This is a genomic window from Brevibacillus sp. BD137, from assembly GCF_041644655.1.
GTDB lineage: Bacteria > Bacillota > Bacilli > Brevibacillales > Brevibacillaceae > Brevibacillus > Brevibacillus brevis_D.
Genome location: NZ_JAOTNO010000008.1, coordinates 32468 through 54170, shown reverse-complemented (window position 1 = coordinate 54170; position 21703 = coordinate 32468). Strand labels below are relative to the sequence as shown.

General features: G+C 48.4%; 19 protein-coding genes. 14 read left to right on the top strand and 5 right to left on the bottom strand.

The features are described 5' to 3' along the window. Positions 1–12: 12 nt before the first annotated feature. From fabF to ODZ53_RS18040, 3 genes are all read left to right on the top strand, one after another. On the top strand, positions 13–1245 hold the full coding sequence (gene fabF, locus ODZ53_RS18050) for a beta-ketoacyl-ACP synthase II (protein ID WP_372678863.1): 1233 nt from the start codon (positions 13–15) through the stop codon (positions 1243–1245). A gap of 130 nt (positions 1246–1375) precedes the next feature. Beyond that, positions 1376–1924 (top strand): sigma-70 family RNA polymerase sigma factor, encoded by a 549-nt coding sequence (locus ODZ53_RS18045; protein ID WP_016743115.1) that lies wholly within the window; start codon positions 1376–1378, stop codon positions 1922–1924. After that, entirely contained in the window at positions 1899–2972 is a 1074-nt protein-coding gene (locus tag ODZ53_RS18040; protein ID WP_372678861.1) for a DUF4179 domain-containing protein, read from the top strand. Before ODZ53_RS18045 ends, ODZ53_RS18040 begins: the two co-directional genes overlap by 26 nt. Positions 2973–3038: 66 nt before the next feature. Here the strand turns inward: ODZ53_RS18040 and ODZ53_RS18035 are convergent, their stop codons facing one another. Next, positions 3039–3269, bottom strand: coding sequence for a DUF1128 domain-containing protein (locus tag ODZ53_RS18035; RefSeq protein WP_015892616.1), 231 nt, complete (start codon positions 3267–3269; stop codon positions 3039–3041). Between the two features lie 31 nt (positions 3270–3300). Further along, entirely contained in the window at positions 3301–5793 is a 2493-nt protein-coding gene (locus ODZ53_RS18030; protein ID WP_372678859.1) for a U32 family peptidase, read from the bottom strand. 181 nt (positions 5794–5974) lie between these two features. Between ODZ53_RS18030 and ODZ53_RS18025 the strand changes: the two genes are divergently transcribed. The 3 genes from ODZ53_RS18025 to ODZ53_RS18015 are packed head-to-tail and all read left to right on the top strand — an operon-like array spanning position 5975 to position 9116. Beyond that, positions 5975–7303 carry an ATP-binding protein gene (locus ODZ53_RS18025; protein WP_372678857.1) on the top strand — a complete coding sequence of 443 codons (1329 nt, stop codon included), beginning with the start codon at positions 5975–5977 and terminating at the stop codon, positions 7301–7303. Then, the gene (locus tag ODZ53_RS18020) at positions 7263–7436 is read left to right on the top strand and encodes a hypothetical protein (RefSeq protein ID WP_016743111.1); all 174 of its coding nucleotides are present in this window, start codon (positions 7263–7265) and stop codon (positions 7434–7436) included. The genes ODZ53_RS18025 and ODZ53_RS18020 overlap by 41 nt, the downstream gene beginning before the upstream one ends. Positions 7437–7439: 3 nt before the next feature. After that, positions 7440–9116 (top strand): peptide ABC transporter substrate-binding protein, encoded by a 1677-nt coding sequence (locus ODZ53_RS18015; protein WP_372678855.1) that lies wholly within the window; start codon positions 7440–7442, stop codon positions 9114–9116. Positions 9117–9154: 38 nt separating this feature from the next. Here the strand turns inward: ODZ53_RS18015 and ODZ53_RS18010 are convergent, their stop codons facing one another. Then, a complete protein-coding gene (locus ODZ53_RS18010; protein ID WP_007722843.1) occupies positions 9155–9748 on the bottom strand; it encodes a TetR/AcrR family transcriptional regulator in 594 nt (197 codons plus the stop codon). 200 nt (positions 9749–9948) lie between these two features. Here ODZ53_RS18010 and ODZ53_RS18005 point away from each other — a divergent pair, with 200 nt between their 5' ends. The 7 genes from ODZ53_RS18005 (at position 9949) to ODZ53_RS17975 (ending at position 18132) form a co-directional block, all read left to right on the top strand. Next, the gene (locus tag ODZ53_RS18005; protein ID WP_007722846.1) at positions 9949–10422 is read left to right on the top strand and encodes an N-acetyltransferase; all 474 of its coding nucleotides are present in this window, start codon (positions 9949–9951) and stop codon (positions 10420–10422) included. A 123-nt stretch (positions 10423–10545) separates the two neighbouring features. Further along, positions 10546–12627, top strand: coding sequence for a methyl-accepting chemotaxis protein (locus tag ODZ53_RS18000; protein WP_372678852.1), 2082 nt, complete (start codon positions 10546–10548; stop codon positions 12625–12627). Between the two features lie 133 nt (positions 12628–12760). Next, positions 12761–13492, top strand: a complete 732-nt coding sequence (locus ODZ53_RS17995) for a GTP pyrophosphokinase (protein ID WP_064201064.1) — start codon at positions 12761–12763, stop codon at positions 13490–13492. Continuing rightward, positions 13479–14915: a dipeptidase PepV gene (gene pepV, locus ODZ53_RS17990; protein ID WP_372678850.1), complete on the top strand. Its 1437-nt coding sequence runs from the start codon at positions 13479–13481 to the stop codon at positions 14913–14915. Before ODZ53_RS17995 ends, pepV begins: the two co-directional genes overlap by 14 nt. Before the next feature lie 152 nt (positions 14916–15067). Beyond that, positions 15068–15670 carry a TetR/AcrR family transcriptional regulator gene (locus ODZ53_RS17985; protein WP_015892607.1) on the top strand — a complete coding sequence of 201 codons (603 nt, stop codon included), beginning with the start codon at positions 15068–15070 and terminating at the stop codon, positions 15668–15670. 74 nt (positions 15671–15744) lie between these two features. Next, complete coding sequence (locus tag ODZ53_RS17980) at positions 15745–17022, top strand: MFS transporter (protein WP_372678847.1); 1278 nt, start codon at positions 15745–15747, stop codon at positions 17020–17022. A gap of 30 nt (positions 17023–17052) precedes the next feature. After that, positions 17053–18132 carry a M42 family metallopeptidase gene (locus ODZ53_RS17975; protein ID WP_372678845.1) on the top strand — a complete coding sequence of 360 codons (1080 nt, stop codon included), beginning with the start codon at positions 17053–17055 and terminating at the stop codon, positions 18130–18132. Positions 18133–18189: 57 nt separating this feature from the next. Here the strand turns inward: ODZ53_RS17975 and ODZ53_RS17970 are convergent, their stop codons facing one another. Both ODZ53_RS17970 and ODZ53_RS17965 read right to left on the bottom strand, forming a co-directional pair. Then, on the bottom strand, positions 18190–19299 hold the full coding sequence (locus tag ODZ53_RS17970; protein ID WP_372678843.1) for a DUF4179 domain-containing protein: 1110 nt from the start codon (positions 19297–19299) through the stop codon (positions 18190–18192). Continuing rightward, positions 19286–19819 carry a sigma-70 family RNA polymerase sigma factor gene (locus ODZ53_RS17965; RefSeq protein WP_372678841.1) on the bottom strand — a complete coding sequence of 178 codons (534 nt, stop codon included), beginning with the start codon at positions 19817–19819 and terminating at the stop codon, positions 19286–19288. The genes ODZ53_RS17970 and ODZ53_RS17965 overlap by 14 nt, the downstream gene beginning before the upstream one ends. A gap of 319 nt (positions 19820–20138) precedes the next feature. Between ODZ53_RS17965 and ODZ53_RS17960 the strand changes: the two genes are divergently transcribed. Next, positions 20139–21620 (top strand): DEAD/DEAH box helicase, encoded by a 1482-nt coding sequence (locus tag ODZ53_RS17960; RefSeq protein WP_142497871.1) that lies wholly within the window; start codon positions 20139–20141, stop codon positions 21618–21620. Positions 21621–21703: the final 83 nt, after the last annotated feature.

Sequence of the window (21703 nt, the reverse complement as noted above, 5' to 3'; positions counted from 1 at the left end):
AGGAGGCTAATCATGGAAAAAGTCGTTGTCACAGGAATGGGAGTAATCTCCCCGATAGGGAATACAGTGAATCAGTTTTGGAACAGTCTCGTGCAAGGAAAGTCTGGTATCTCTCCAATTGATACTTTTGATACAGCACGAAATAAAACGAAAATCGCAGGTTTGGTGCGAGATTTTGATCCGGTGGAGCGGTTTGGGCGCAAAGAAGCGCGGCGAATGGATCGCTTTTGCCAATTTGCCCTTGCTGCTGTAGAAGAAGCACTAGAGGATGCAGAACTTCAGCTGGACGAGTTGGACCGCGAGCGAATCGGGGTTTATGTAGGCTCTGGCATCGGTGGGGTAGGGACGCTTCTTGAGCAGCATAACGTTCTACGTGAACGAGGTCCTGAGCGGGTCAGCCCGACGCTTGTTCCCATGCTCATTTCCAACATGGCAGCAGCGATGATCAGCATCAAGTACGGTTTATACGGTCCGACAATGTCACCTGTTACTGCTTGCTCGATTGGGAATACGTCCATCGGTGAGGCTTTCCGGCTCATTCGGGCGGGCGGGGCGGATGTCGTTATCGCAGGAGGGTCTGAGGCCGCAGTGACAGACATATCTCTCGCCAGCTTTAGCAATGCGACGGCATTGTCCACAAGAAATGATGATCCAGCAGGAGCGAGTCGGCCATTTGATGCCAAGCGGGATGGGTTTGTCATGGCAGAAGGTGCCGGGATTGTGATATTGGAATCGGAATCACACGCCAAGAAAAGAAACGCCCGCATGTATGCCGAGGTGATTGGCTATGGGGCAAGCTCTGATGCCTATCATATGGTGGCGACGCATCCGGAAGGAATCGGTCCCTACCGTGCGATGAAATGGGCCCTCCAGGAAGCAGGGGCGCAACCGACCGACGTGGATGTCATCAGCGCGCACGCAACCAGCACAGAACTCGGAGACCGCTCCGAGACACTGGCCATCAAAAAGCTGTTTGGCGACCATGCGTACCATGTACCGATCACCGCCAACAAATCGATGACGGGACATATGTTTGGTGCAGCCGGGGGTGCGGAGGCGATCGCCCTGATTAAGAGCTTGCAGGAAGGAATCATTCCCCCGACAATTAATCAGGTAGAGCGTGACCCCGAATGCGATCTGGACTATGTGCCAAATACAGCACGCAAAGCCACGCTCGACATTGGCATGTCCAATTCCTTTGGCTTTGGCGGTCACAATGCAGTCATTGTGCTGAAAAAAATGTAACGGATAGAGCCTGTTCTCGTAGTCTCAGGTAGACTGTGAGAGCAGGCTTTTTTTATATCGATAGAAAAAAAAATGAAACGTTTTGTCGCCCTGATTTCTCTAACAGGGGAGAAAAGGAGGGGGGAGCTGTTTGAATAGACAACTTGGTCTCGTTGCTCGTGCCAAGGCTGGTGATGCTGACGCGTTTCAAATGCTGATTCATCAGGAAAAAGCCAATTTGTACAAGATGGCTTTCGTGTATACGCGCAACGAAGAGGATGCGCTTGAGATTTTTCAGGAAACGGTCTATAAGGCGTTACTCTCCATTTCAACCTTAAAGGAAGAGCAGTATTTTACCACATGGTTGACGCGCATTTTGATCAACTCGGCGCTTGCCTATTTGGCTAGGAAACGCAAGGTAATCTCGCTTAGCAAAGACATGATTGAAAATGTACGGGATACAGGAAGCGTAAGGCTCGAGGAACGGATCGATCTGTTGGAAGCAATGGAAGAGCTGGAAGAAAAGTATGTAACGGTACTGCTGCTAAGGTTTTACAAGGACTACTCCGTAAAACAAATCGCGGAAACGCTGGATTGTCCGGAAGGCACTGTAAAAACGAATATTCACAGAGGATTGACGCTATTAAAAAAGAAACTAAAAGGGGAGTACTTCGATGAGAGAAAAAATTCATGCCTATAAAGAGCAAGTAGATCGCATTCCAGTCCCGACAGAGAAGCTGGACGCTATTATCGCCCAAACGATTCAGCAGACTGTACCGAAGAGAAAACGCCTGAACAAACGAAAGCTGGTATACAGTACAGGGGCAGCGGTCGTAGCTTTAGGGGTCTTGTTTAGCTCAGTAGCAGTTTCTCCGGTGATGGCCAATCTGGTGTCCAAGGTGCCTTTGATTGGATCGATTTTCTCGGCATATGGAGATAACGGATTGAAGCTAGCGAGTGAAAAAGGCTTAACAACTGTCATTGGCGAGTCGCAGGACGTGGATGGTCATGCGATTACTGTCAATGAAGTGTACTATGACGGCACGCGTTTTACGATTGGTTATACATTGGAAACGAAGCAGGCAGTCGGAGAGCATTATTTAGGCTCCTCCCCAGATCTGACGGTAAATGGGAAAGCATTTGGATACGCAGGAAGCAGCAAACATACACAGATCACGCCGACGCTAGCGACCGGGATTGTCGATATCGATGCGATCAATGGTTTGCCCGAGGAGTTCAAGCTGGGATTGAGCTTTCATGGGGAGGACGGCAAGCAGTGGAACTTCTCCTTGCCAATCATCTCCCATACAGATACCAAGCGCATTGCGATCAATCACCAGCAAAAAGCTGGAGGCATTGACCTCACTGTTCCTGATATAACAATGGGTCCAGCAGGACTGGTGGTCAGCTTCCAGGCTGTAACGGAGGAAATCGGCTATCTATCGAGCTATTTGGAATTCAAGGTCGTTGATGATAAAGGAAATGAGCTAGGAGCCTACTCAGGCGGTAGCCAAGGTAAAAAATCAGATGGTAAAGAATACCTTGCAGGAACCCGTCGTTTCGATCCGGTGACAGCAGATGTAAAAGAATTAAGGATCACTCCATATCTGTCATTGCCATCTCAAGGTGGTGGTGTTCGGATAGATGAAAATGGAAAAGAAACGATAATCCAATCAACCATCGAGATGATAAAGAAACAAGGGAAAGACATTGAGTTCAAAACGTTTACCGTTACGTTGAAAAAATAAAGTCCACGCAAAAAAGCGTCACTCCATGTACAGGAGCGACGCTTTTTTCTCTTGTTGGGGCAAAAACTAGGATTGCTTTCTCATCGCACCCAGCTCTTCAACGATGGCAGTCATTTCATTGATGCCAAACGCTGCTTTTTTCTGCACCATGTTGTACAGGTACAGCAAATCCTCGTAATGAACGAGATCGAAGTCCTCCGGGCGCATCACTGCTGTATTCGCCATGTTCAGCTTAGCTTTGATGCCCTCAATGATAATGGCCAAGTTTTCTACAGTCGGTTGATTCAGGTCAGCCATACTTTCTCTCTCCTCTCTACAAATCTGGTATTTATTTTGTCAGTTGCCCACGTGTGACGCCCAACTGGTTGGTTGCCTTCAGGGTACGCCATACGTGTGTACCGCTAACTTCTCCGCGCAATGCCTTGCGATACAGACTGATTACCTCTTTCACGCGCTCTGGCTCTTCTTCCAAAAACTCGATGCGATAGCTACCGACATTCAGGGAGCGGAACTCGCTAAAGTATTCAGCACCGGACTGGTCAATCGCGTTATAAACGGTATTGCGGCAACCGGTATCCACACGTACAGGGTGAGAGAAGCCGACGCGGTCTTTCAAAGAAATGCGGGAGGTCTCACATGGAGTTCCGCAATTAGTATGGTCAGTACCTTCACTCATGAATGTGCAGTAAACGCAGTGTTCGGTGTGGAACATCGGCATGTGCTGGTGGATAACCAGCTCCATGTTCGCAGCGTTTGAGCGGCTGAGCATATCGACCATTTGCTGGATGTTCAGATCGTACGATGGCGTGACGCGCTCAAGACCTGTTGCAAGGAACAGTTCAACTGCCTTGTGGTTCGCGACGTTCAAGGAGAAATCGCCAATCAGTGGAATGTCGATTTCATCACGACGGGACATGTAGTAATAGAGTGCTCCCGTATTGCGCACCAGAATAGCGTCTGGTTTGCTTTTCGCGATCAAGGCAAGGACACCGTTTTCATCCGGCATATGAATGCGCATCGTAGCAATCCCGATCTTTTTCCCGTACTTATGGGCCAGCTTGACGCCCTCTGGATACTGCTTGACGAATTCAAAGTCAGCGTAGAGGAAGTCCACATCCGTTTGCGCAGCTGCTTCCAATTGCTCAAGCGAGCGGCACAGGGCTGTCAGGAGTGGCTTTTCCACTGGCGGGCTCTTCGGGGCATCCGCATATACGTTGATATCGTGATGGTGGTAAATCGGCGGCTTGGAGCGCAGGAACACGAGCTGTTCAACCGCGTCACGACGCATCCGGTTCAACTCACTGACAGGTACGATGAGATCCCCTTCGAGATCGACAGTCAGATCGTGAGCTTCCAGGTGGAAAATGGTTCCGCCCAGACGGCTTAATTGATCATGCAGCAACTCAGCTGTCAGAGGACGCTTCAAAGCAGTCTCCAGCAGTACCTCGGAAGGAACACTGACAGCGTGATTCGCTTGTTTATCCACCCAAGTGACACTGAGCTTTTCACCCAGCTTTCCGCTCACGTGAACAGACAGTGGGAAGGTGCGATAAGGCTTTTCCGTCTCGAACGTTTTGCGCAGGCGACGGTCCAGCTCAGGATCGCTCGTCTTCCATACGCGGTCACCGACATGAAGACGCTTCAGATTCACGTCATTGCGTCCCATGACGATTTCGTACATGCCTTTGGAAACTTCGCCTTCTACCTTTTTACTGCGGCTCAAAATATCGTAGATGCGACCGCCTTCTTCTTTTTGCGTGGGGTCACCCGCGTCAAACACGATTCCGTCTCCGCGTTTGACAGGAGCAGTGATTTCCACCAAAACGCCTGTAGGAAGCAGTTTTTTCACGGTTCCCAAAAACACACCGCGGCTTTTCGGGAACGAACCATCTACGAGCTGCTTGTTGTTTGTCCCGGTCAAAAATCCGTGTGTAAATCCGCGAGAGAAGCTTTGTTGCAGCTCGCGTACTTCTACCTCGGTTGGTCCTGTATCTTGTCCGGCAAAATAACGCTCGATGGCTGCATTGTATTTACTCACGACGTTTGCCACGTATTCAGGTGTTTTCAGGCGGCCTTCAATTTTAAAGGAAGTCACGCCAGCCTCGATCAGCTCAGGAACCAAATCGATAGCAGCCAAGTCTTTCGGAGACAGCACGTAAGCGATGTTCCCCATTTCCTTTTGCACACCGTCTACCATCAGGTCATACGGCAAGCGACAGGCTTGGGCACACTCCCCGCGGTTTGCCGAGCGTCCACCCCACATTTCCGAGGTCAGACATTGTCCCGAATAAGAAACACACAAGGCACCGTGAACGAATACTTCCATCGGCAGCTTTGCTTTTTCTCCGATTTTTTTGATCTCTTTTAATGAATTTTCACGGCCGAGTACGACGCGTTCCATATCAAACGGCTTCGTGAACTCCACCGCTTCCGGCGAAGTAATCGTCATTTGTGTAGAGCCGTGAATTGGGAAGTCTGGAGATATCTCGCGGATCATCTTTACGAGACCGAGGTCCTGAACGATCACAGCGTCTACTCCAGCGTGAATACAGGCGTCAATCAGCTCGCGTGCATCCTCTAGTTCATTTTCAAATACGAGAATATTAAAGGTAAGGAAGCCCTTTACCCCGTACATGTGCAAATAAGCCATAATCTCAGGCAGTTCCGCCATTTGGAAGTTCTCAGCACGCGCACGCGCGTTGAACTTTTCTACCCCAAAAAAGATGGCATTGGCTCCGTTGGCCACGGCTGCTTTCAAACAGTCCCAGTTACCGGCAGGTGCCAACAGCTCGATATCTTCACGTTTTATACCATTTCGCATGTGTATGTCATTACCTCCAAGGTCTTCAAACAAGCTCTTCTTCATCATAGGGAAATGTGCTGGTCACCGCAACAAAAACATCCTTTCTGCCAGATGTTGAAAATGTGCCTTCCAGAAAGACATCTGTAATGTTATTCTGTAAGAAAAATCGAAATATTCTAAGAGCCAGGGGAACCGATATATGTTAATCATCAAAGACATTTTGCTACAGTTACTGTTCGTTATCGTCCCTGTTTTGCTGTATAGAAATGTTTGGCTGGGGCGATCAACCTCGAACAAGATGAGCATCAAATCATCAATGGTTATCGTTTGTAGCTCGATCAGTGTTATTTTTGCGATGAGCTTTCCAGTACAACTCAGTAATGGTATGGAGTACGATTTACGCTCGATACCGATCATTATTACCATTTTATACGCTGGGTATATCCCGGGCATTTTGACGATTTTGGTGATGTTTATCGTAAGGATCGTTTTAGGTGGCGATGGCGTACTCGTAACGATTTTTGGAACGATGGTTTATGCGATCATCCCGTTTTTATTGGTCAATCGTTGGTATGGCTACTCCTTACGAAAGAAACTAGGGCTCGTTCTCTTGATCGGGTGCTTAAAGCAGCTATCCATCATCGGTGGAGGGATGGTTGTTTTGATCTGGAGAGGATTCCCGTTGTCGATCATTAACAATTATCTGGAGCCGCTGGTGGAAATCGGCTACCTCGCTTTGATCGTACAAGGTGCAGCCGTTTATTTCATTGAGTTTATTCGAGAATCTCATATTATCCGCAAGCAGGTCGAACGCTCGGAAAAGCTGAACCTGATCAGCGAGCTGGCAGCCAGTGTCGCCCACGAAGTGCGCAACCCACTCACGGTGGTACGTGGCTTTGTTCAATTGTTGCGTGAGGAGACGAATCCGAAAAACGTTGAATATATCCGATTGGTCTTAAATGAACTCGATCGGGCTGAATTTATCATTTCCGACTATTTAAATCTGGCCAAGCCTCATTCTGAGATGCTGGAGCGACTGGAGATTGCGCATACCGTGAAAGAAGTGACCGCCATCATGTCCTCCTACAGCGTCATGAACCGAGTGGAAATCGCCTGTGAGACCGAGCCGGGCCTATTCGTTGAGAGCAACGCCGTTAAGCTCAAGCAAGCATTGATGAATCTGATGAAAAACGGTATCGAATCGATGGGACAAGGTGGCATGCTGCACGTCACCGTACGAGCAGCCGGGAACTATCATATGATTTCCATCATGGATGAGGGAGAGGGGATGACGCCAGAGCAGATTGAACAGATAGGGCTACCTTTTTATTCTACAAAGGAAAAAGGGACAGGTCTCGGTTTGATGGTAACCTGCCGGATCATCGAGGCGATGCAAGGGACGATCCACTTTCAGAGTCAACACGGGCATGGAACGCAGGTGACGATTCAACTGCCTGCAGTGTATATGACCGGAAAAGGAGAGGAACATGGACAAAGATCAAGAGGTGTGGGAGCGACTCTTACATGAGTTGGCTGTCATCAGAAGTGAATTAAAAGCGTTCAAGCTCGAAACACGTGCAGAACTCTATCAAATCAAAAGCGAGCTGAAAGAATGGCAGCAGCGTGAAGAACAGCGAAGGCTCTCGAGCGAAGGGGAATAGACCATGAGACGATCCGCAAACAGATGGTGGCAAAAAACAGGAAAAGCTTTTTTCGCAGCAGGTTTGGCTTTAGGACTTGCTGCATGCGGACAACCACAGGAAGCAGCAAAGCCTGTCACACAACCAACGACAGAAGCTACACCAGCTAATGCATCGGCGCAACCCGAACAAATCCTCAGACTGAATAACTTTACAGAACCGCTTTCTCTTCATCCCGGACTCATTTCGGATGTTTGGTCATCCAATGTTATTTTTCAAACGTTTGAGGGGCTGACTCGCGTTGACGACAAGGGCATTCCTCAGCCCGCGATGGCCCAGGAAATCAAGGCATCAGACGATTTGTTGACGTACACCTTCACGATTCGCGACAATGCGAAGTGGTCGAACGGCGATCCCGTAACTGCGCACGATTTTGAAAACGCTTGGAAATGGGCACTCGATTCCAAAAACGGCTCCCAGTATGCCTACCAGCTGTTTTATGTGAAAAATGCAGAGGCGGCCTTTGCTGGCAAAGCGAAGCCCGAAGAGATCGGGGTCAAGGCAACAGATGACAAGACACTCGTCGTCCAACTGGAAAACCCGACGCCGTTTTTTCTGGAGCTGACAGCCTTTTACAGCTACTTTCCGCTAAATATGAAAGTGGTGAAAGACAATCCGGACTGGGCGAAGGAAGCAGGACCAGCCTACACCTCGAATGGACCGTTCAAACTCGCTGCGTGGGAGCATAAAAACAAGCTAACGTTGACGAAAAATGAGCATTATTGGGACGCAGACGCTGTCAAGCTGACCAAAATCGAAATGAATATGATCAATGACGCGAATACAGAGCTGTCCATGCTGGAGAGCGGCGATCTCGATTGGGCAGGTGCCCCGGCTGGCAATCTTCCGCTCGACGCGATGCCGACCTTGAAGGAAAAAGGATTGCTGGTGATCACGCCAAAAGCCGGAACGTATTGGTATGAATTCAACACAGAGCAAAAGCCTTTCCACAACAAAAAAATTCGCCAAGCCTTTTCATACGCGATCAACCGGAAAGACATCGTGGAGAACATCACGCAAGGAGGGGAATTGGTTGCGACAGCCGTAGTGCCGCCTACGATGTTTGCTGAGAACGAGCAAGGCTTGTTTACAGACAACGACATGGAAAAAGCCAAGCAGCTATTGGCGGAAGGGATGAAGGAAGAAGGGTACGCAAGCGTCGACCAGCTCCCGCCGATTACACTGTCCTACAATACGGAGGAAGCACAGACCAAAATCGCGCAGGCTGTACAGGACATGTGGCAAAAAAACTTGGGTGTGCACGTCAAGCTAGAGAATCAGGAATGGAATGTCTACTATGAAAACGTGAAAAACGGGAAGTACCAAGTAGCGCGGATGGGGTGGACGGGGGATTTCAACGATCCGATCAACTTCCTGGAAATATTCCGAACGAAGGAAGGCAACAACCATACTCGTTGGGAGAATCGTCAATATGCCGATCTATTGGCGGCTTCTGCCAAGGAGAAGGATGCTGCCAAACGAAAAGCGATCTTGCAAGAGGCTGAGAAAATCTTGGTGGATGAAATGCCAGTTATTCCGTTTTACTTTAAGTCTACGGTGTATGCGCAGAATCCCAAGTTAAAAGGTGTAGTCATTTCAGGTCTGGGATACGCGCAGTACAAATGGGCCTATTTTGAATAAATCATAAGTTGTCACATTCGAAGGGCTGGTCAGTCGGATTATTCCACGACCAGCCCTTCGAATACGATAGAGACTTTCTCTTCCATGATTTCTTCGAGTGCCCAGGCGCCTTCGCTGCGTACCCAATCATAAAGAGCGTTATAGTAAATGTTTTCCAACATATTCGCAGCAACAAGTGGGTTGAATTTGCTTTTCAATTGATTCTTTTCTTGCGCTTCTTCAATCAGGTCGGCGAACAGCTGGCGCAATTCAAAGTACATGTTCTTTTCGTTCTCAAGCACTTTCCGATGTTTCATCGAGGATTCTACGACGACTTTGATGAAATCGAAATTGGTGATGGTGACTTCATTCATGATCTTGTAGATCCGCAGCACCTTCGCCTTGCATTCGTCACCATAATCCCACTCTTCCCGGCGCTCCTCGATTTCATGCAGACGCTCGTATCCCCAGTTAGCAAGAATAGCTTCCTTTGAAGTGAAATGCAGAAAGATCGTACCGCGTGCAACATCCGCTTCTTCGGAAATCATGTCGATGGTAGTTGCTTCAAAGCCATGTGTTTTGAAAAGCTTGATGGCAGCATTGAAGATTTTTTCGCGTGTTTCGCGCTTTTTCCGTTCCCGTCTCGTCGTCAAGTATGTAGCACCTCCCTATGAACTCGTACGCTTGATTATAACACAACGGTTACCTAACAAAAGAATAGTTCATGCAATTGAGCATAATTTAGGTGAAAAAAGGATAGACTTCTGCGAAGGTCGAATGTATATTTATATACTATAATGAATAAATATTAAATCAAACCAGGCTCGTGATGCATGGGGTGGAGGAGAGTAAAATGGGTGTTGCAAAGGCGCTGGCAGTACGTCAGGCTACGATGAAAGACGTGGATGCCATGTTGGAGATTGTTAATGAATATGCACAGCAAGGCTTGATGCTGCCACGTACGAAGCTGTCTTTCTTGGAAAACTTGCAATCCTTTATTGTCGCTCATGACGGAGATTCGGTCGTAGGTGTCGCAGGCCTGCATATTTTGTGGGAGGACTTGGCAGAGATCCGCTCCTTGGCTATCTCGGAAAAAGCAAAGGGGATGGGCGTTGGGAAACATCTGGTTCTTCATTTGGTTGAGCAATGCCGCCTTTTGGGAATTAAGCGTGTACTGGCGCTGACCTATCAACAAGTGTTTTTTGAAAAGTGCGGGTTTTGGGTAGTTGCCAAGGAAACGCTGCCGCAAAAAGCATGGAAGGATTGCATTAACTGCTCCAAGCTGCCGATGTGCGACGAAATTGCTATGATTTTCGAGACAGCCTGATACATTTGGTCTAGCCTTCCTTTTTCCTTTTCTGGTACTATATTCATATAAATAGTAGAAATATAAATAATATTCTATTTAGTATACCAGAAAAACCGATTGGCAAAAATGGGGGGCTTTTCCATGAAGTTAGGCGCTCGTATACTGCTCGTACTACTATTGGCAGGAAGTGTACCGCTGACAGCAGCGGGAGTGTTTGCTTATCAGGAATCCAAGCAGGAATTGTTGAATGGAAGTACTGCTACACTGGAAGCACTCCGTCAAAGCAACAAGGAACAGGTGGAAAATTACTTTCGCGAGCGAGCCAGGAACGTGGATACGTTGGCTGCATCGGGAACAGTAATGTCCGCCCTTTCTTCGTTTGAGGACGTGTGGCGGCAAGGCGTGGAATCGCCTGCTTATGAAGAAGTGCAAGCGCGGTATACGAACGAATTGAAGATGGAGGTCGCTCGCTACGGCTTCGTAAATGCCTTTCTGTTGAATGCACAAGGGGACATCGTGTACGAGACAAAGCCACAGGCCGATTTCGGTACCAATCTTCTAACAGGCCCACACGCTGGCTCTGTACTTGGCCAGACTGTACAGCAAGTTCTGAAAACCCAAAGCGCAGAAATGTCAGATCTAGGCATTTACGAACCATCCGGAGGGGCGCCAGGGGTATACATTGCAGCGCCGATCTACGAACGAGGCTACATCATCGGGCAAATAGCAGTCGAAGTATCCATGGATTATATTTCAAGAATATTCAACCAACGGGAAGGGCTGGGGGAAACCGGGAAGATTTACCTGGTTGGTGGTCCGGACAAGCTCATGCGATCGCAACTGGGCAGTGGACCAAATACGTTGTTGCAGCAAAAAGTAGATACGCCCATCGTCGATCAAGTCTTGCTCACCCAACAATCAGAAGGAACGGTCGAGAGCATGGATTACTTAGGACAACAAGTGCTCGTGTCCTACGATCAGGTCAAAGTGGGGAAGAAGACGTGGGCGATTTTGGCAGAGAGGAATATGACCGAAATATTGGAGGGTCCAACTCGCATTCGGAATGCCATGATTGCTTTTAATGGCGCCGTCCTCATGCTCATCGTTATCATCTCGTTATTTACAGCAAACTGGCTTCGCCGCTCGTTTCGGGGCATGCTTGCTGTTGCAGAACGGATCGGTCATGGTGATTTTTCACGAGAGATTCCTGACAAGCTATTAAAACGAAAAGATGAATTAGGAGAACTGGCTGGGTCTCTCGTTACGATGCAGAAGCAATTGCGCAAAATCTTGTTTCAGATTCAGCAGGCAGCTGCTTCCGTTTCCGGGGCGGTGCGAAATATTCAGGGAAACACCAGTGAGATTGCTGCTTCCAGCCAGCAAATAGTCCTCGTCGTCGATCAAGTGGCTGCCTCTGCTGATAGCCAGGTGGAGAAAATGGGACAAACCTTGAATCTGGCTGTTGATTTGACGAAGGATGTGGAAGGGGTAACGGAAAATGTAGAGCGAGTGACCGTATCTGCGGAAGAAATGAAGCAGCATGCCCACGCAGGCAGACGCGCGATCGCAGATGTGATGGACAGCATGGACGAAATCAATCGTTCGGTAGAAGCTACAACGGATGTCATTCATGTATTGGAAGGGCGCTCGAAGGACATTTCGAGAATTATCGCTGTCATTACAGAAATAGCCCGCCAAACCAATCTGCTCGCCTTGAATGCTGCGATTGAAGCGGCCAGAGCAGGAGAGCATGGCAAGGGATTCGCCGTCGTAGCAGGGGAAGTGCGCAAGCTGGCGGAGGATACCAACCATGCTGCCCAGCAGATCGTAGGCATGATTGGAGACGTGCAAAAGGATACGAAGGAAGCAGTATCCAGAATGGTCGAGGGTGCCCAAACAACCGCCCGTGGCATGAAGACAGCCCATCAATCGCAAGAGATGTTCCAGCACATCGAGGAAAACATCCTCGGAGTGTCGCAAGAAATTAACGGTGTCAGTGAAGCCTTCAAGCGTATGGCGCCAGATGCCCAACAGGTAGCTGTAGTCGCTGGGGAAGTATCGTCCGCATCGATGCAAGCGGCTGCTGGTGTCCAGAGCATTTCGGCTGCGGTAGAAGAGCAGATTGCAGCGATGGAGCTCATCGCAGATGCTGCGAATCAGTTGGCTATTCTAGCAGAAGAGCTGAGAAGCTCCCTTGGAACCTTTGTCTCGCGCGAAAATTAAGAAAAAAGGGACGGAGCAAAAGCCGGTGAAAACTGCCTTTTCTCCCGTCTCTTTTTGTATTTTGGAAGGATATCTCACACAAAATGTTGAATGATAAGGACGATGGAGAGTTTCAAGCCGGAGGGACGTAAGCGTGCACAAACTAGATTGGGAACTATATCTGCTACCGTTCGAACAAGCTGTAGAAGAAATCAAAGTCAAAATTAAAAATATCCGTAACGAGCTGCGCAAACGCAAGGAGCATTCACCAATTGAGTTTGCGGTGGGCAGGGTCAAATCGATCCCGAGTATTTACAACAAGGCAAACCGCTTGCAGTTTCCTATTGATGAAAATATTTGCTGGGAAATTCGTGATATCGCTGGCATCCGTGTCATTTGCCAGTTTATCGATGATATACCGGCAGTCGTAGAGATGATCCGCAACCGCGGGGACATGCGTGTGTATTTGGAGAAGGATTATGTCTCTACCCCAAAAGAAAGCGGCTATCGCGGCTATCACCTTGCTGTGGAGTATCCGATCATGATGGCGGGTGGGCAAGTGACCATTCCGGTAGAAATTCAGATTCGCACATTGGGAATGAATTTTTGGGCGACGATTGAGCACTCGCTGAATTATAAATACGAGGGAATTATCCCATCCGATATACGGCAAAGATTGTTCGAAGCTGCCAAGGCGTCCTACAAGCTGGATAGCGAAATGAACAATATCCGGGAAGAAATTAAAGACGCCCAAGCAGAGTTTACGAAAAAAGAAGTGCCGATGGAGTCATTATTATCGTTGGTGGAGCTGGATCTCGATGTCGATGCGGCAATGGACGAAGGAAGTATGAATGAAGGGACTGGAGAAGAGAATGACAAGCATTAATTGGCTGGAAGAAACAAATAAACGCAAGGAAGAACTGATTGCGACGACGCAACAATTTTTGCAAATAAAAAGCGTACTCGACCCCGAGTCCGCGCGGGAAGGTGCCCCTTTCGGAGAAGGGATTCGGCAAGCGCTTGACTTTGCGCTAGGCGTATGTGAAAAGGCAGGCATGACAACCAAAGACGTCCGCGGGTATGCAGGGCACGCTGAATTCGGACAAGGCGAGGAATTGATCGGCATTCTGAGCCATGTCGATGTCGTACCGGAAGGCGATGGCTGGAGTACACCACCGTATGCGGCTGAGATCGTGGATGGACGCTTGGTGGCACGTGGTGCGATTGATGACAAGGGACCGACGATGGCGGCCATTTTCGCCGCGAAGATCGTGATGGAGCTTGGATTGCCGCTGTCGAAGCGCGTGCGCTTTATTTTCGGTACGGATGAAGAATCGAGCTGGCAATGTGTGAACACGTATTTTGAAACGGAAGAAATGCCGACGATGGGCTTTACGCCAGATGCCGATTTCCCGCTGATCTATGCGGAGAAAGGCTTGACTGACCTTTCATTGCGCCAGAAGCTTGAATCCTTCCAAAGCCTAGGAATACCTGCTGCGGAAAATGTGGAGGCAAAGCTCGTTTCCTTGCAGGCTGGCTTGCGGATGAATATGGTTCCAGACAAGGCTGTAGCAACGCTTGCGCCAATTGGCTTGAATAGTGAGGCGATTGCACAAAGTTATCGTCAGCACTTGGATGCGACTGGGTTGAAAGGCAAGGCGGAGGAGCAGGATGGCCTCGTCGTGCTGCACATGGAGGGCGTCTCGGTTCACGGAATGGACCCGAGCAAAGGTGTCAACGCGGGTACCGAGCTCATTCACTTTTTGCAAACCTTGTCCTTGGATGAACGCGGAGCAGTATTCGTTGGCTTGGCTGATCGTTATTTGCACAAGCAGCATTATGGGGAAGCGATCGGCATCGCGCATAATGATGAAGAAATGGGTGCGCTCACAGTGAACACAGGTGTGATCGAGTACGACGAAAAGCAGGATGCGCTTTTCCGTCTGAATATCCGTTACCCACATTCTGTTGCCTTCGAAAAATGGTCGGCCGTTCTGGCTGAACAATTCAGTGAAGGAGCATTTACGCTCGAAGTGGCTGAGCATCTGACACCGCACCGCGTCGACCCGAATCATCCTCTGGTGACGACGCTGCAACGCGTATATACAGAACAAACGGGTGAGGAAGCTGGCATCATTGCAATTGGCGGTGCTACCTACGGCCGTTCGTTGGATGTTGGGGTGGCATTCGGACCGCTTTTCCCAGGACGACCTGACAGTGCCCACCAGCGAGATGAATATATTTTCGTGGATGACCTGATCAAAGCGACAGCGATTTACGCGCAAGCGATCTATGAATTAGCGAAGTAGAAAATAGGCAAACGGCTGGGCACAAGCTCCAGCCGTTTTTATTTTTGCGATCAGGCGAGACAAAAATCTTTGCAAATACTGGAAGTCAGTACTATAATAATGCAAGTGACGATTGATCAAGTAATCATTCATTGGCAAGGAGTCTGTATAGCATGCCACTTTCAGAAGAACAAGTGCTAAAAATGAAGCAAAAGCGGGAAACGATTCTCCAGCAGGCAATTCTCCTGTTTGCCGAGCGCGGCTATGATGATACCACCATTGCAAAAGTCGCGAAGGCATCGGGAGTGAGCTTTGGCAGTGTTTTCACGTACTTTGAAAACAAGGATCAGCTCTTTCATGCAGCTGTTACGGAGCCGTTACAAGAGCATTCCGTCAAACTTCTGGACTTTGATCCCCAAGCATCAGAGCTATTACTAGAATTAGAGAGAATGGTGACCAATCACATCAAGATGTTCGCTGCGTTCGATTTGTACTTGCGTCTGGTCGTACAAGTAGTCGGCTACTACAATCGTTTTCCCTATTCTTTTGCTGAGCTAGACGCGTTTCACAACATCTTCCGTGAAAAAATTGCGGAGCTTTTGGTCAACGGACAACAGAAAGGACTCTTGCATGTCCAGGATCCCAAATACGTGGCGACAGCTTACATGAGTCTGTTAATTGGCCTGCGTGTGAATTTGACGGATGAGCCACAAAGCAACATGTGGGAAAAATTTGTTCCGGTTGCCATGCAGCTTTTTGGACCGAAGAATAGCTAGCGTTCTCCATCGGTCTTTTTTTTGGAGTATAAACGATTGATTAATCAATCGTTATAAAAAGAGGAGTGGTCACAATGCGTTTTTGGAGGTTCGACAGGAACATCCAGATCAGACTAATGCTGCAGTTTTTGACGACGATGGCGAGTATGACTGTGACCCCGTACTTGATTGTTTTTTTCTCCAAGCAATTGGGGACGGTTGTAACGGGTTTTATGTTTTTAGGCGTGATGGTAGCGAGTGTCACAGGTTCTTTTGCAGGGGGATATGTGGCGGACAGGATCGGGCGAAAAAAAGTCATCGTTGCATGTGAGGCGGTCATTTTCCTCAGCTTTCTTGGTGTGGCCTTCGTTAACTCACCCTGGCTCCAGCTGCCCTATGTGACATTTATTTTGTTTCTGTTCCATCACTTATGTTTGGGGGCGTCAGGTCCTGCTTACCAAGCACTCATCATTGATGTGAGTCAGCCCGAGAACAGACGAGCGATTTTTACTGCTTCCTATTGGTTGAATAATCTGGCGGTAGCGATAGGAGGATTGGTGGGGGCTTTTTTGTTCGACGAGCATTATTTTGCTTTATTTCTCGGTGTGGCTGTGAGCATCGCGATTTCGCTCGCCATTACGATCCTGTTGATCAAGGAAACGTATGTGCCAGAAAAACGTCCACGCCAGGCGTCTGGCAAGCAAGGACAAAAAGATTCGAGTTTCATGGCAGATGTCTTGGGAGCTTATCAAGAAGTGCTCAAGCATCGGATTTTTCTGCTGTTTACCATAGCGAATTTGCTCATTATTGCTGTAGAGGAGCAATTGACCAATGTCATCGGCCTGCGTTTAGTGAAAGAAATCCCAGAGCCTGAGCAGTTATTTTCGTTTCTTGCCCTTCAGGTGGATGGGATGAACTTGTTAGGCCTATTAAAAACAGAAAACACGGTGCTGGTTGTTTGCTTGACGGTTTTGATCTCCTACGTGGTGAAGAGCATGAGAGATAGGACGGTGCTACTGTCAGGACTTGTCCTGTATTTTTGCGGGTATGCGTGGATTAGCTTCAGCAGCTCTCCCGCTGTCTTGCTCATTGCCATGTTCTTCGCGAGCCTGGGTGAGGTGATGCACATTCCGGTAAAACAAGCATTACTCGCCAATATGGTGCCAGATCATGCGCGGAGTACGTATATGGCTGTACATTCTCTGTTTAGCATTGTGGGAGTCAGCAGTGCAGGTCTATTTATTCTTGTCAGTGCGTGGCTTCCCAACGTCGCGATTACTGGGATGTTTGTAGGGATGGGACTGATTTGTCTCGTACTGTTTTATCGGATCACTACTCGAGCGCATTCGGGACAGCGGTTGGGGAAACAATAATAAGGGAATTCAGTATCAAAAAGGAGATAAATGATGGACGATCTTACGAAATTGATCAAGGATTTGACGGAAACGGACGGAGTACCTGGGCACGAGCGCGAAGTCAGAGTAAAGATGGAGAAGTACTTGCAGCCTCTTTGCGATGAGTTGGTAAAGGATCGGCTGGGTGGAGTGCTCGGGAGGAAGACGGGTGCTGAAAACGGTCCGAAAATTTTGCTAGCGGGACATTTGGATGAAGTAGGCTTTATGGTGACACATATCACGCCAAAAGGGTACTTGCGTTTCATCCAGCTTGGCGGATGGTGGACGCACAATATGCTCTCTCATCGTGTGAAGGTCAAGACACGCAAAGGTGAGTATCTGGGGCTCATTGGTTCGAAGGCACCACACGCGCTGGAAAAAGAAGAACGGGAAAAAGTCATGAAGCTCAAGGAGTTGTACATCGACATCGGGGCAAAAGATGAAGCGGATGCAAAGGAAATGGGTGTTCGCCCAGGTGACTGGATTGTCCCTGACAGTAATTTTACGACGATGCACGACGGAGAGCTGTGGGTCGCAAAGGCGCTCGATAATCGGGCGGGGTGCGCGATGGCAATCGAGGTACTGAAACGATTACAGACGGAAGAGCATCCGAATGTGGTATACGCCGGTGCAACCGTACAGGAAGAAGTAGGGACTCGTGGTGCTGGCACAATAGCGAGGCTGGTTGAACCGGATATTGCTTTTGCTGTTGATGTTGGACTCGCGTATGACACACCTGGAAATGAATCGTATCCGATGACCTGCAATGTGGGAGACGGTCCGCTCGTCATGTTATTTGATGCTACGATGATTCCACATACCGGATTGCGGGATCTCGTATTCGACACAGCAGAGGAGCTCGGTATCAATATCCAGGTGGATGCCCTCGCAGGAGGTGGAACAGATGCAGCGAAATTCCATTTAAGCGGAATTGGCTGCCCATCGATTGTCGTCGGCTTTGCGACACGGTATATTCACAGCCATAATGCGATTATGTCCAAAAGCGATTTCGAGCAGGCTGCCCAACTGCTGACAGCCGTTATCAAGAAGCTCGATAAGGAAACGATTCAACAATTGATCGACAGATAGGCAAGGAAAGCAAAACCCTCCCCATGTATGAATGCATTGGGGAGGGTTTTCGTTTTGTTACTTGTTCTTCTCGGGGAGGTCTACCTTTATTTCGAGACCCTTAATAAACTGATCATCTGTGACTGTTTCAGCGAAATGATCTTTTACGACAAAAGGCTTGATTATGAAATATTTTGGCTGTCCTTGTGCAGAAGCATAGCGGGCGTCAAATGTGAGAGTGTTATCCTTACGTTCTCCTTCTCCATGGAGGGATGTCAGTTGACGGCCTTGGTCGTCAAACAGGGCAGCTCTGATGGACTTATCTGATGTCTCGCCATCCAGTTTGACCGAATACAACAAGCGCGTCGTCACTGGCGTCATATTGACCTCGGATACTTCGAAAGAAATCCCATCGTTTGATTGAATAGCATTCGGTTTAAGCTGGATGGTATTGTCCGTCGCTTTTTGGAACGGGATGTCCAGCTTGAAGGCTTGATCAACTCCAGCAAGCTTAACAACCACTTCCGCATGGAAAGAGTCTGGAATTTTCCCCGTTGAATTGTGGTCAGGTGTCTTCAAAATTTCTTCGAAGACCAGAAAGTTTGGGTGCGATTCGCCAGCTGAGTAGAAAAAACCACCGCCTGTTACCAAACTGCCTGGATCATCTTGCCCTTTTCCATCGATGCTAAATGTGACATTTTCGATAGCGTCACTGAGTTTGACAACCTCCGCTCCCGTATCAAACATGCCATCCTTCAGGTTTGGAGCCGTTACATTGAGGAGGTAGACAGCGCGTGTTCCGTCGAAGACCGTCTCTGTTACCTCGAGCTTCATATCCTGGTGAGAAATACTTCTGTTGACCTTGGAAGAAAGACCTTGTTCGCCTGCAGCTCGCAAGCCGAGGTCCGCTTCGATGAAGCTAAAGAGACTGCCCACCAATGGGATCTGCTTAATCGATTGCGCCATGACTGGCGAGATAAATCCAGAGGTGAATACAGTTGCGCCTAGAATGACTGCTGCCGCCGCAACATAAGGTGCTTTGCGTAATCGTTGGACTTTTCGTTCACGAGACATTTCCGGGAGAGCGGCGTATGTTGCATCCAGTCGAGCCCGTACCAATGGTGACATCGTCGAATCTTTTGTACGTTTGTACTCCTTTAGTTCTACATCGAATTTAGATTGATCCATATTGTATCTTCCCTTCCCGAAATGTAGTTAATTTCTCCATCAAGTTGTTCCGTGCCCGACTGAGCCTCATTTTCGCGGCACTCTCCGAAATTTCAAGTACCTCTGCTACTTGCCTTAAAGGCATGTCTTCAAAATAGTGAAGCACAATAACAAGGCGCTGCTGTTCATCCAACCTCTCAACGGCGTCCCGCAGATCAATATGTTCGTCTTTCGGTGAGAGTGACAATTGGATAGGGAATTCATCCGTGAGAACGTTACGGGAGCGATTTGCTACTATCTTGTTGCATTCATTGATCAAAATTCGGAACATCCATGTCTTGAAAAATTGGGGCTCTCGAAGTGAATGCAGAGATTTATAAGCTTTCAAAATGGTTTCCTGGAGAGCATCCGCAATATCTTCCTCCTTTTTCAGGATGGATTTAGCCGTATGGTACAAGGAGCTCTCGACTTGTTTGACAACAGCGATAAAAGCTTCACGATCTCCTCGTTTTGCCAAGAGAACCTGTTCTGTTAGATTCACCTTTCTCACTCCTTTCTGTGTTGTTTTTTTGCATTGACAGTAATTAGATCAGCGAGATCGATACATGGTCACATGATGTAAGCAAAAATTTTAGCGAGGCTTGCTTCATCGTCGCGAGTCTTGAAGAAAAATGCCCGGGAGTTGAACGGTTTAGTTGTTTTTTCGAAAGGACTCCTTTAGTATAGGTAGGATAGGATTTCGCAAGGGCAACAACCTGCCTAGGATGAATTTTGATTGATGAGAGCCGGTTTTATCGCATCCACTGTCCATGCAGTCATGGTGTGGCGAATCGGATCGCTTGTGAAAGGAAGTGGAAGTTATGGCAAAATCGTTTGCGTCTTTTGGTTTTCGTCCGGAGCTGATGCAAGGGATTCAAGACCTGTATTATAAAGAACCAACACAAATTCAAGAGGAAGCCATTCCTCTCATTATGGAAGGCAAAGATCTGATCGGACAAGCTCAGACAGGTACGGGTAAAACAGCTGCATTCATGCTGCCGATCCTCAACGCATTGGAAGAGGGAAAACGCGACATTCAAGCGCTCATCCTCACCCCGACGCGTGAGCTTTCCATCCAGATTGCCAAAGAAGTAGAGAAGCTGGGCAAACACCTGAATGTGAATGTACTCTCCCTGCACGGTGGAACGGATATCGACAAACAGCTGAGCAAGCTGAAAGAAACGGTTCAAGTTGTTGTAGGAACACCAGGACGTGTCCTGGATCATATGAAGCGCGGATCGCTCCATTTCGGACGTATCTCCACATTAGTGCTGGATGAAGCCGATAAAATGATGGAAATGGGCTTCTTGGAAGATGTGGAGCAAGTGATCGTCCACACGCCTTCTCAGCGTCAGGTGCTGTTGTTCTCGGCTACGATGCCCGATCTGGTGAAAAAACTGGCGCACCGCTTCATGAAACAGCCTCCGCATATCAAGATCGAGGGCAAGCAGAAGACTGTGGAGCGCATTGAACAATTTTACTATGTAGTGAACCAAAGCGATAAGACGGATGCTCTCGTCGATGTGCTGGAGCAAGAGCAGCCGTTCTTGACCATTGTGTTTGCCAATACGCAAGTACGTGTGCAACAGCTTACAGCCCGCCTACAGGAAAATGGCCTCTCGGCGAAAGCCCTGTACGGTGATTTGTCCCAAAACAAACGGGAACAACTGATGAAGCAATTCCGTGAGATTCGTTTCCAATACTTGATCGCGACAGATATCGCGGCTCGTGGACTCGATGTAGAAGGTGTAACTCACGTCATCAACTACGATTTGCCGAATGACGTGGACAGTTACATTCACCGCGTTGGTCGTACGGGTCGTGCAGGACAAAAGGGAAAAGCGATCTCCCTCATTTCTCCTCGTCAGAAAAACTTGATGGCTCGCTTTGCCAAAGCGACGAAGGCTTCGATCGAAGAAAGAATTTTGCAGGAAGGACGCCATCTGGATGCTGGACGTCGTCAGCGCGCAGAAGAACGGGAATCTCATTTCATTGAGCTGCGGGCGCAACAGGCGAAAGAGCAACAGAAGGAAAAAGACAAAGAGTTCACTCCTGTACGTGAAGCGATAAAGAAAAAGACGAAGGTAAAGCCAGGCTACAAAAAGAAGATGGCGCGTGAGCTGGGAGAACTGCAAACGCAGTACGAGAAAAACCGCAAGAAGGCAGAAGCGATTGCAGCACGCAAAGCGGGTAAATCTGCAAAGCCTGCCGATGCCAAAAAAGCAGGAAAAGGTGGAGCAGCCCGTTCTGCCAAGGGTGGAAGACCGTTTAGTCAATCCCAAGGGAAATCTCGGGGAAAATAAGATAGAAAAGGCTGTCCAGATCCGAGAAGGATCTGGGCAGTTTTTTTTTGTAGAAACGCCTTTCGATTCTTGACTTTATACCC

Coding starts and splice junctions, on each gene's coding strand:
- ODZ53_RS18025 (WP_372678857.1), top strand. CDS start 5,975: ATGTTAATCATCAAAGACATTTTGCTACAGTTACTGTTCGTTATCGTC.
- ODZ53_RS18020 (WP_016743111.1), top strand. CDS start 7,263: ATGGACAAAGATCAAGAGGTGTGGGAGCGACTCTTACATGAGTTGGCT.
- pepV (WP_372678850.1), top strand. CDS start 13,479: ATGACAAGCATTAATTGGCTGGAAGAAACAAATAAACGCAAGGAAGAA.
- ODZ53_RS17970 (WP_372678843.1), bottom strand. CDS start 19,299: ATGGATCAATCTAAATTCGATGTAGAACTAAAGGAGTACAAACGTACA.
- ODZ53_RS17960 (WP_142497871.1), top strand. CDS start 20,139: ATGGCAAAATCGTTTGCGTCTTTTGGTTTTCGTCCGGAGCTGATGCAA.
- ODZ53_RS18040 (WP_372678861.1), top strand. CDS start 1,899: ATGAGAGAAAAAATTCATGCCTATAAAGAGCAAGTAGATCGCATTCCA.
- fabF (WP_372678863.1), top strand. CDS start 13: ATGGAAAAAGTCGTTGTCACAGGAATGGGAGTAATCTCCCCGATAGGG.
- ODZ53_RS17985 (WP_015892607.1), top strand. CDS start 15,068: ATGCCACTTTCAGAAGAACAAGTGCTAAAAATGAAGCAAAAGCGGGAA.
- ODZ53_RS18030 (WP_372678859.1), bottom strand. CDS start 5,793: ATGCGAAATGGTATAAAACGTGAAGATATCGAGCTGTTGGCACCTGCC.
- ODZ53_RS18035 (WP_015892616.1), bottom strand. CDS start 3,269: ATGGCTGACCTGAATCAACCGACTGTAGAAAACTTGGCCATTATCATT.
- ODZ53_RS17980 (WP_372678847.1), top strand. CDS start 15,745: ATGCGTTTTTGGAGGTTCGACAGGAACATCCAGATCAGACTAATGCTG.
- ODZ53_RS18000 (WP_372678852.1), top strand. CDS start 10,546: ATGAAGTTAGGCGCTCGTATACTGCTCGTACTACTATTGGCAGGAAGT.
- ODZ53_RS18015 (WP_372678855.1), top strand. CDS start 7,440: ATGAGACGATCCGCAAACAGATGGTGGCAAAAAACAGGAAAAGCTTTT.
- ODZ53_RS17975 (WP_372678845.1), top strand. CDS start 17,053: ATGATGGACGATCTTACGAAATTGATCAAGGATTTGACGGAAACGGAC.
- ODZ53_RS18005 (WP_007722846.1), top strand. CDS start 9,949: ATGGGTGTTGCAAAGGCGCTGGCAGTACGTCAGGCTACGATGAAAGAC.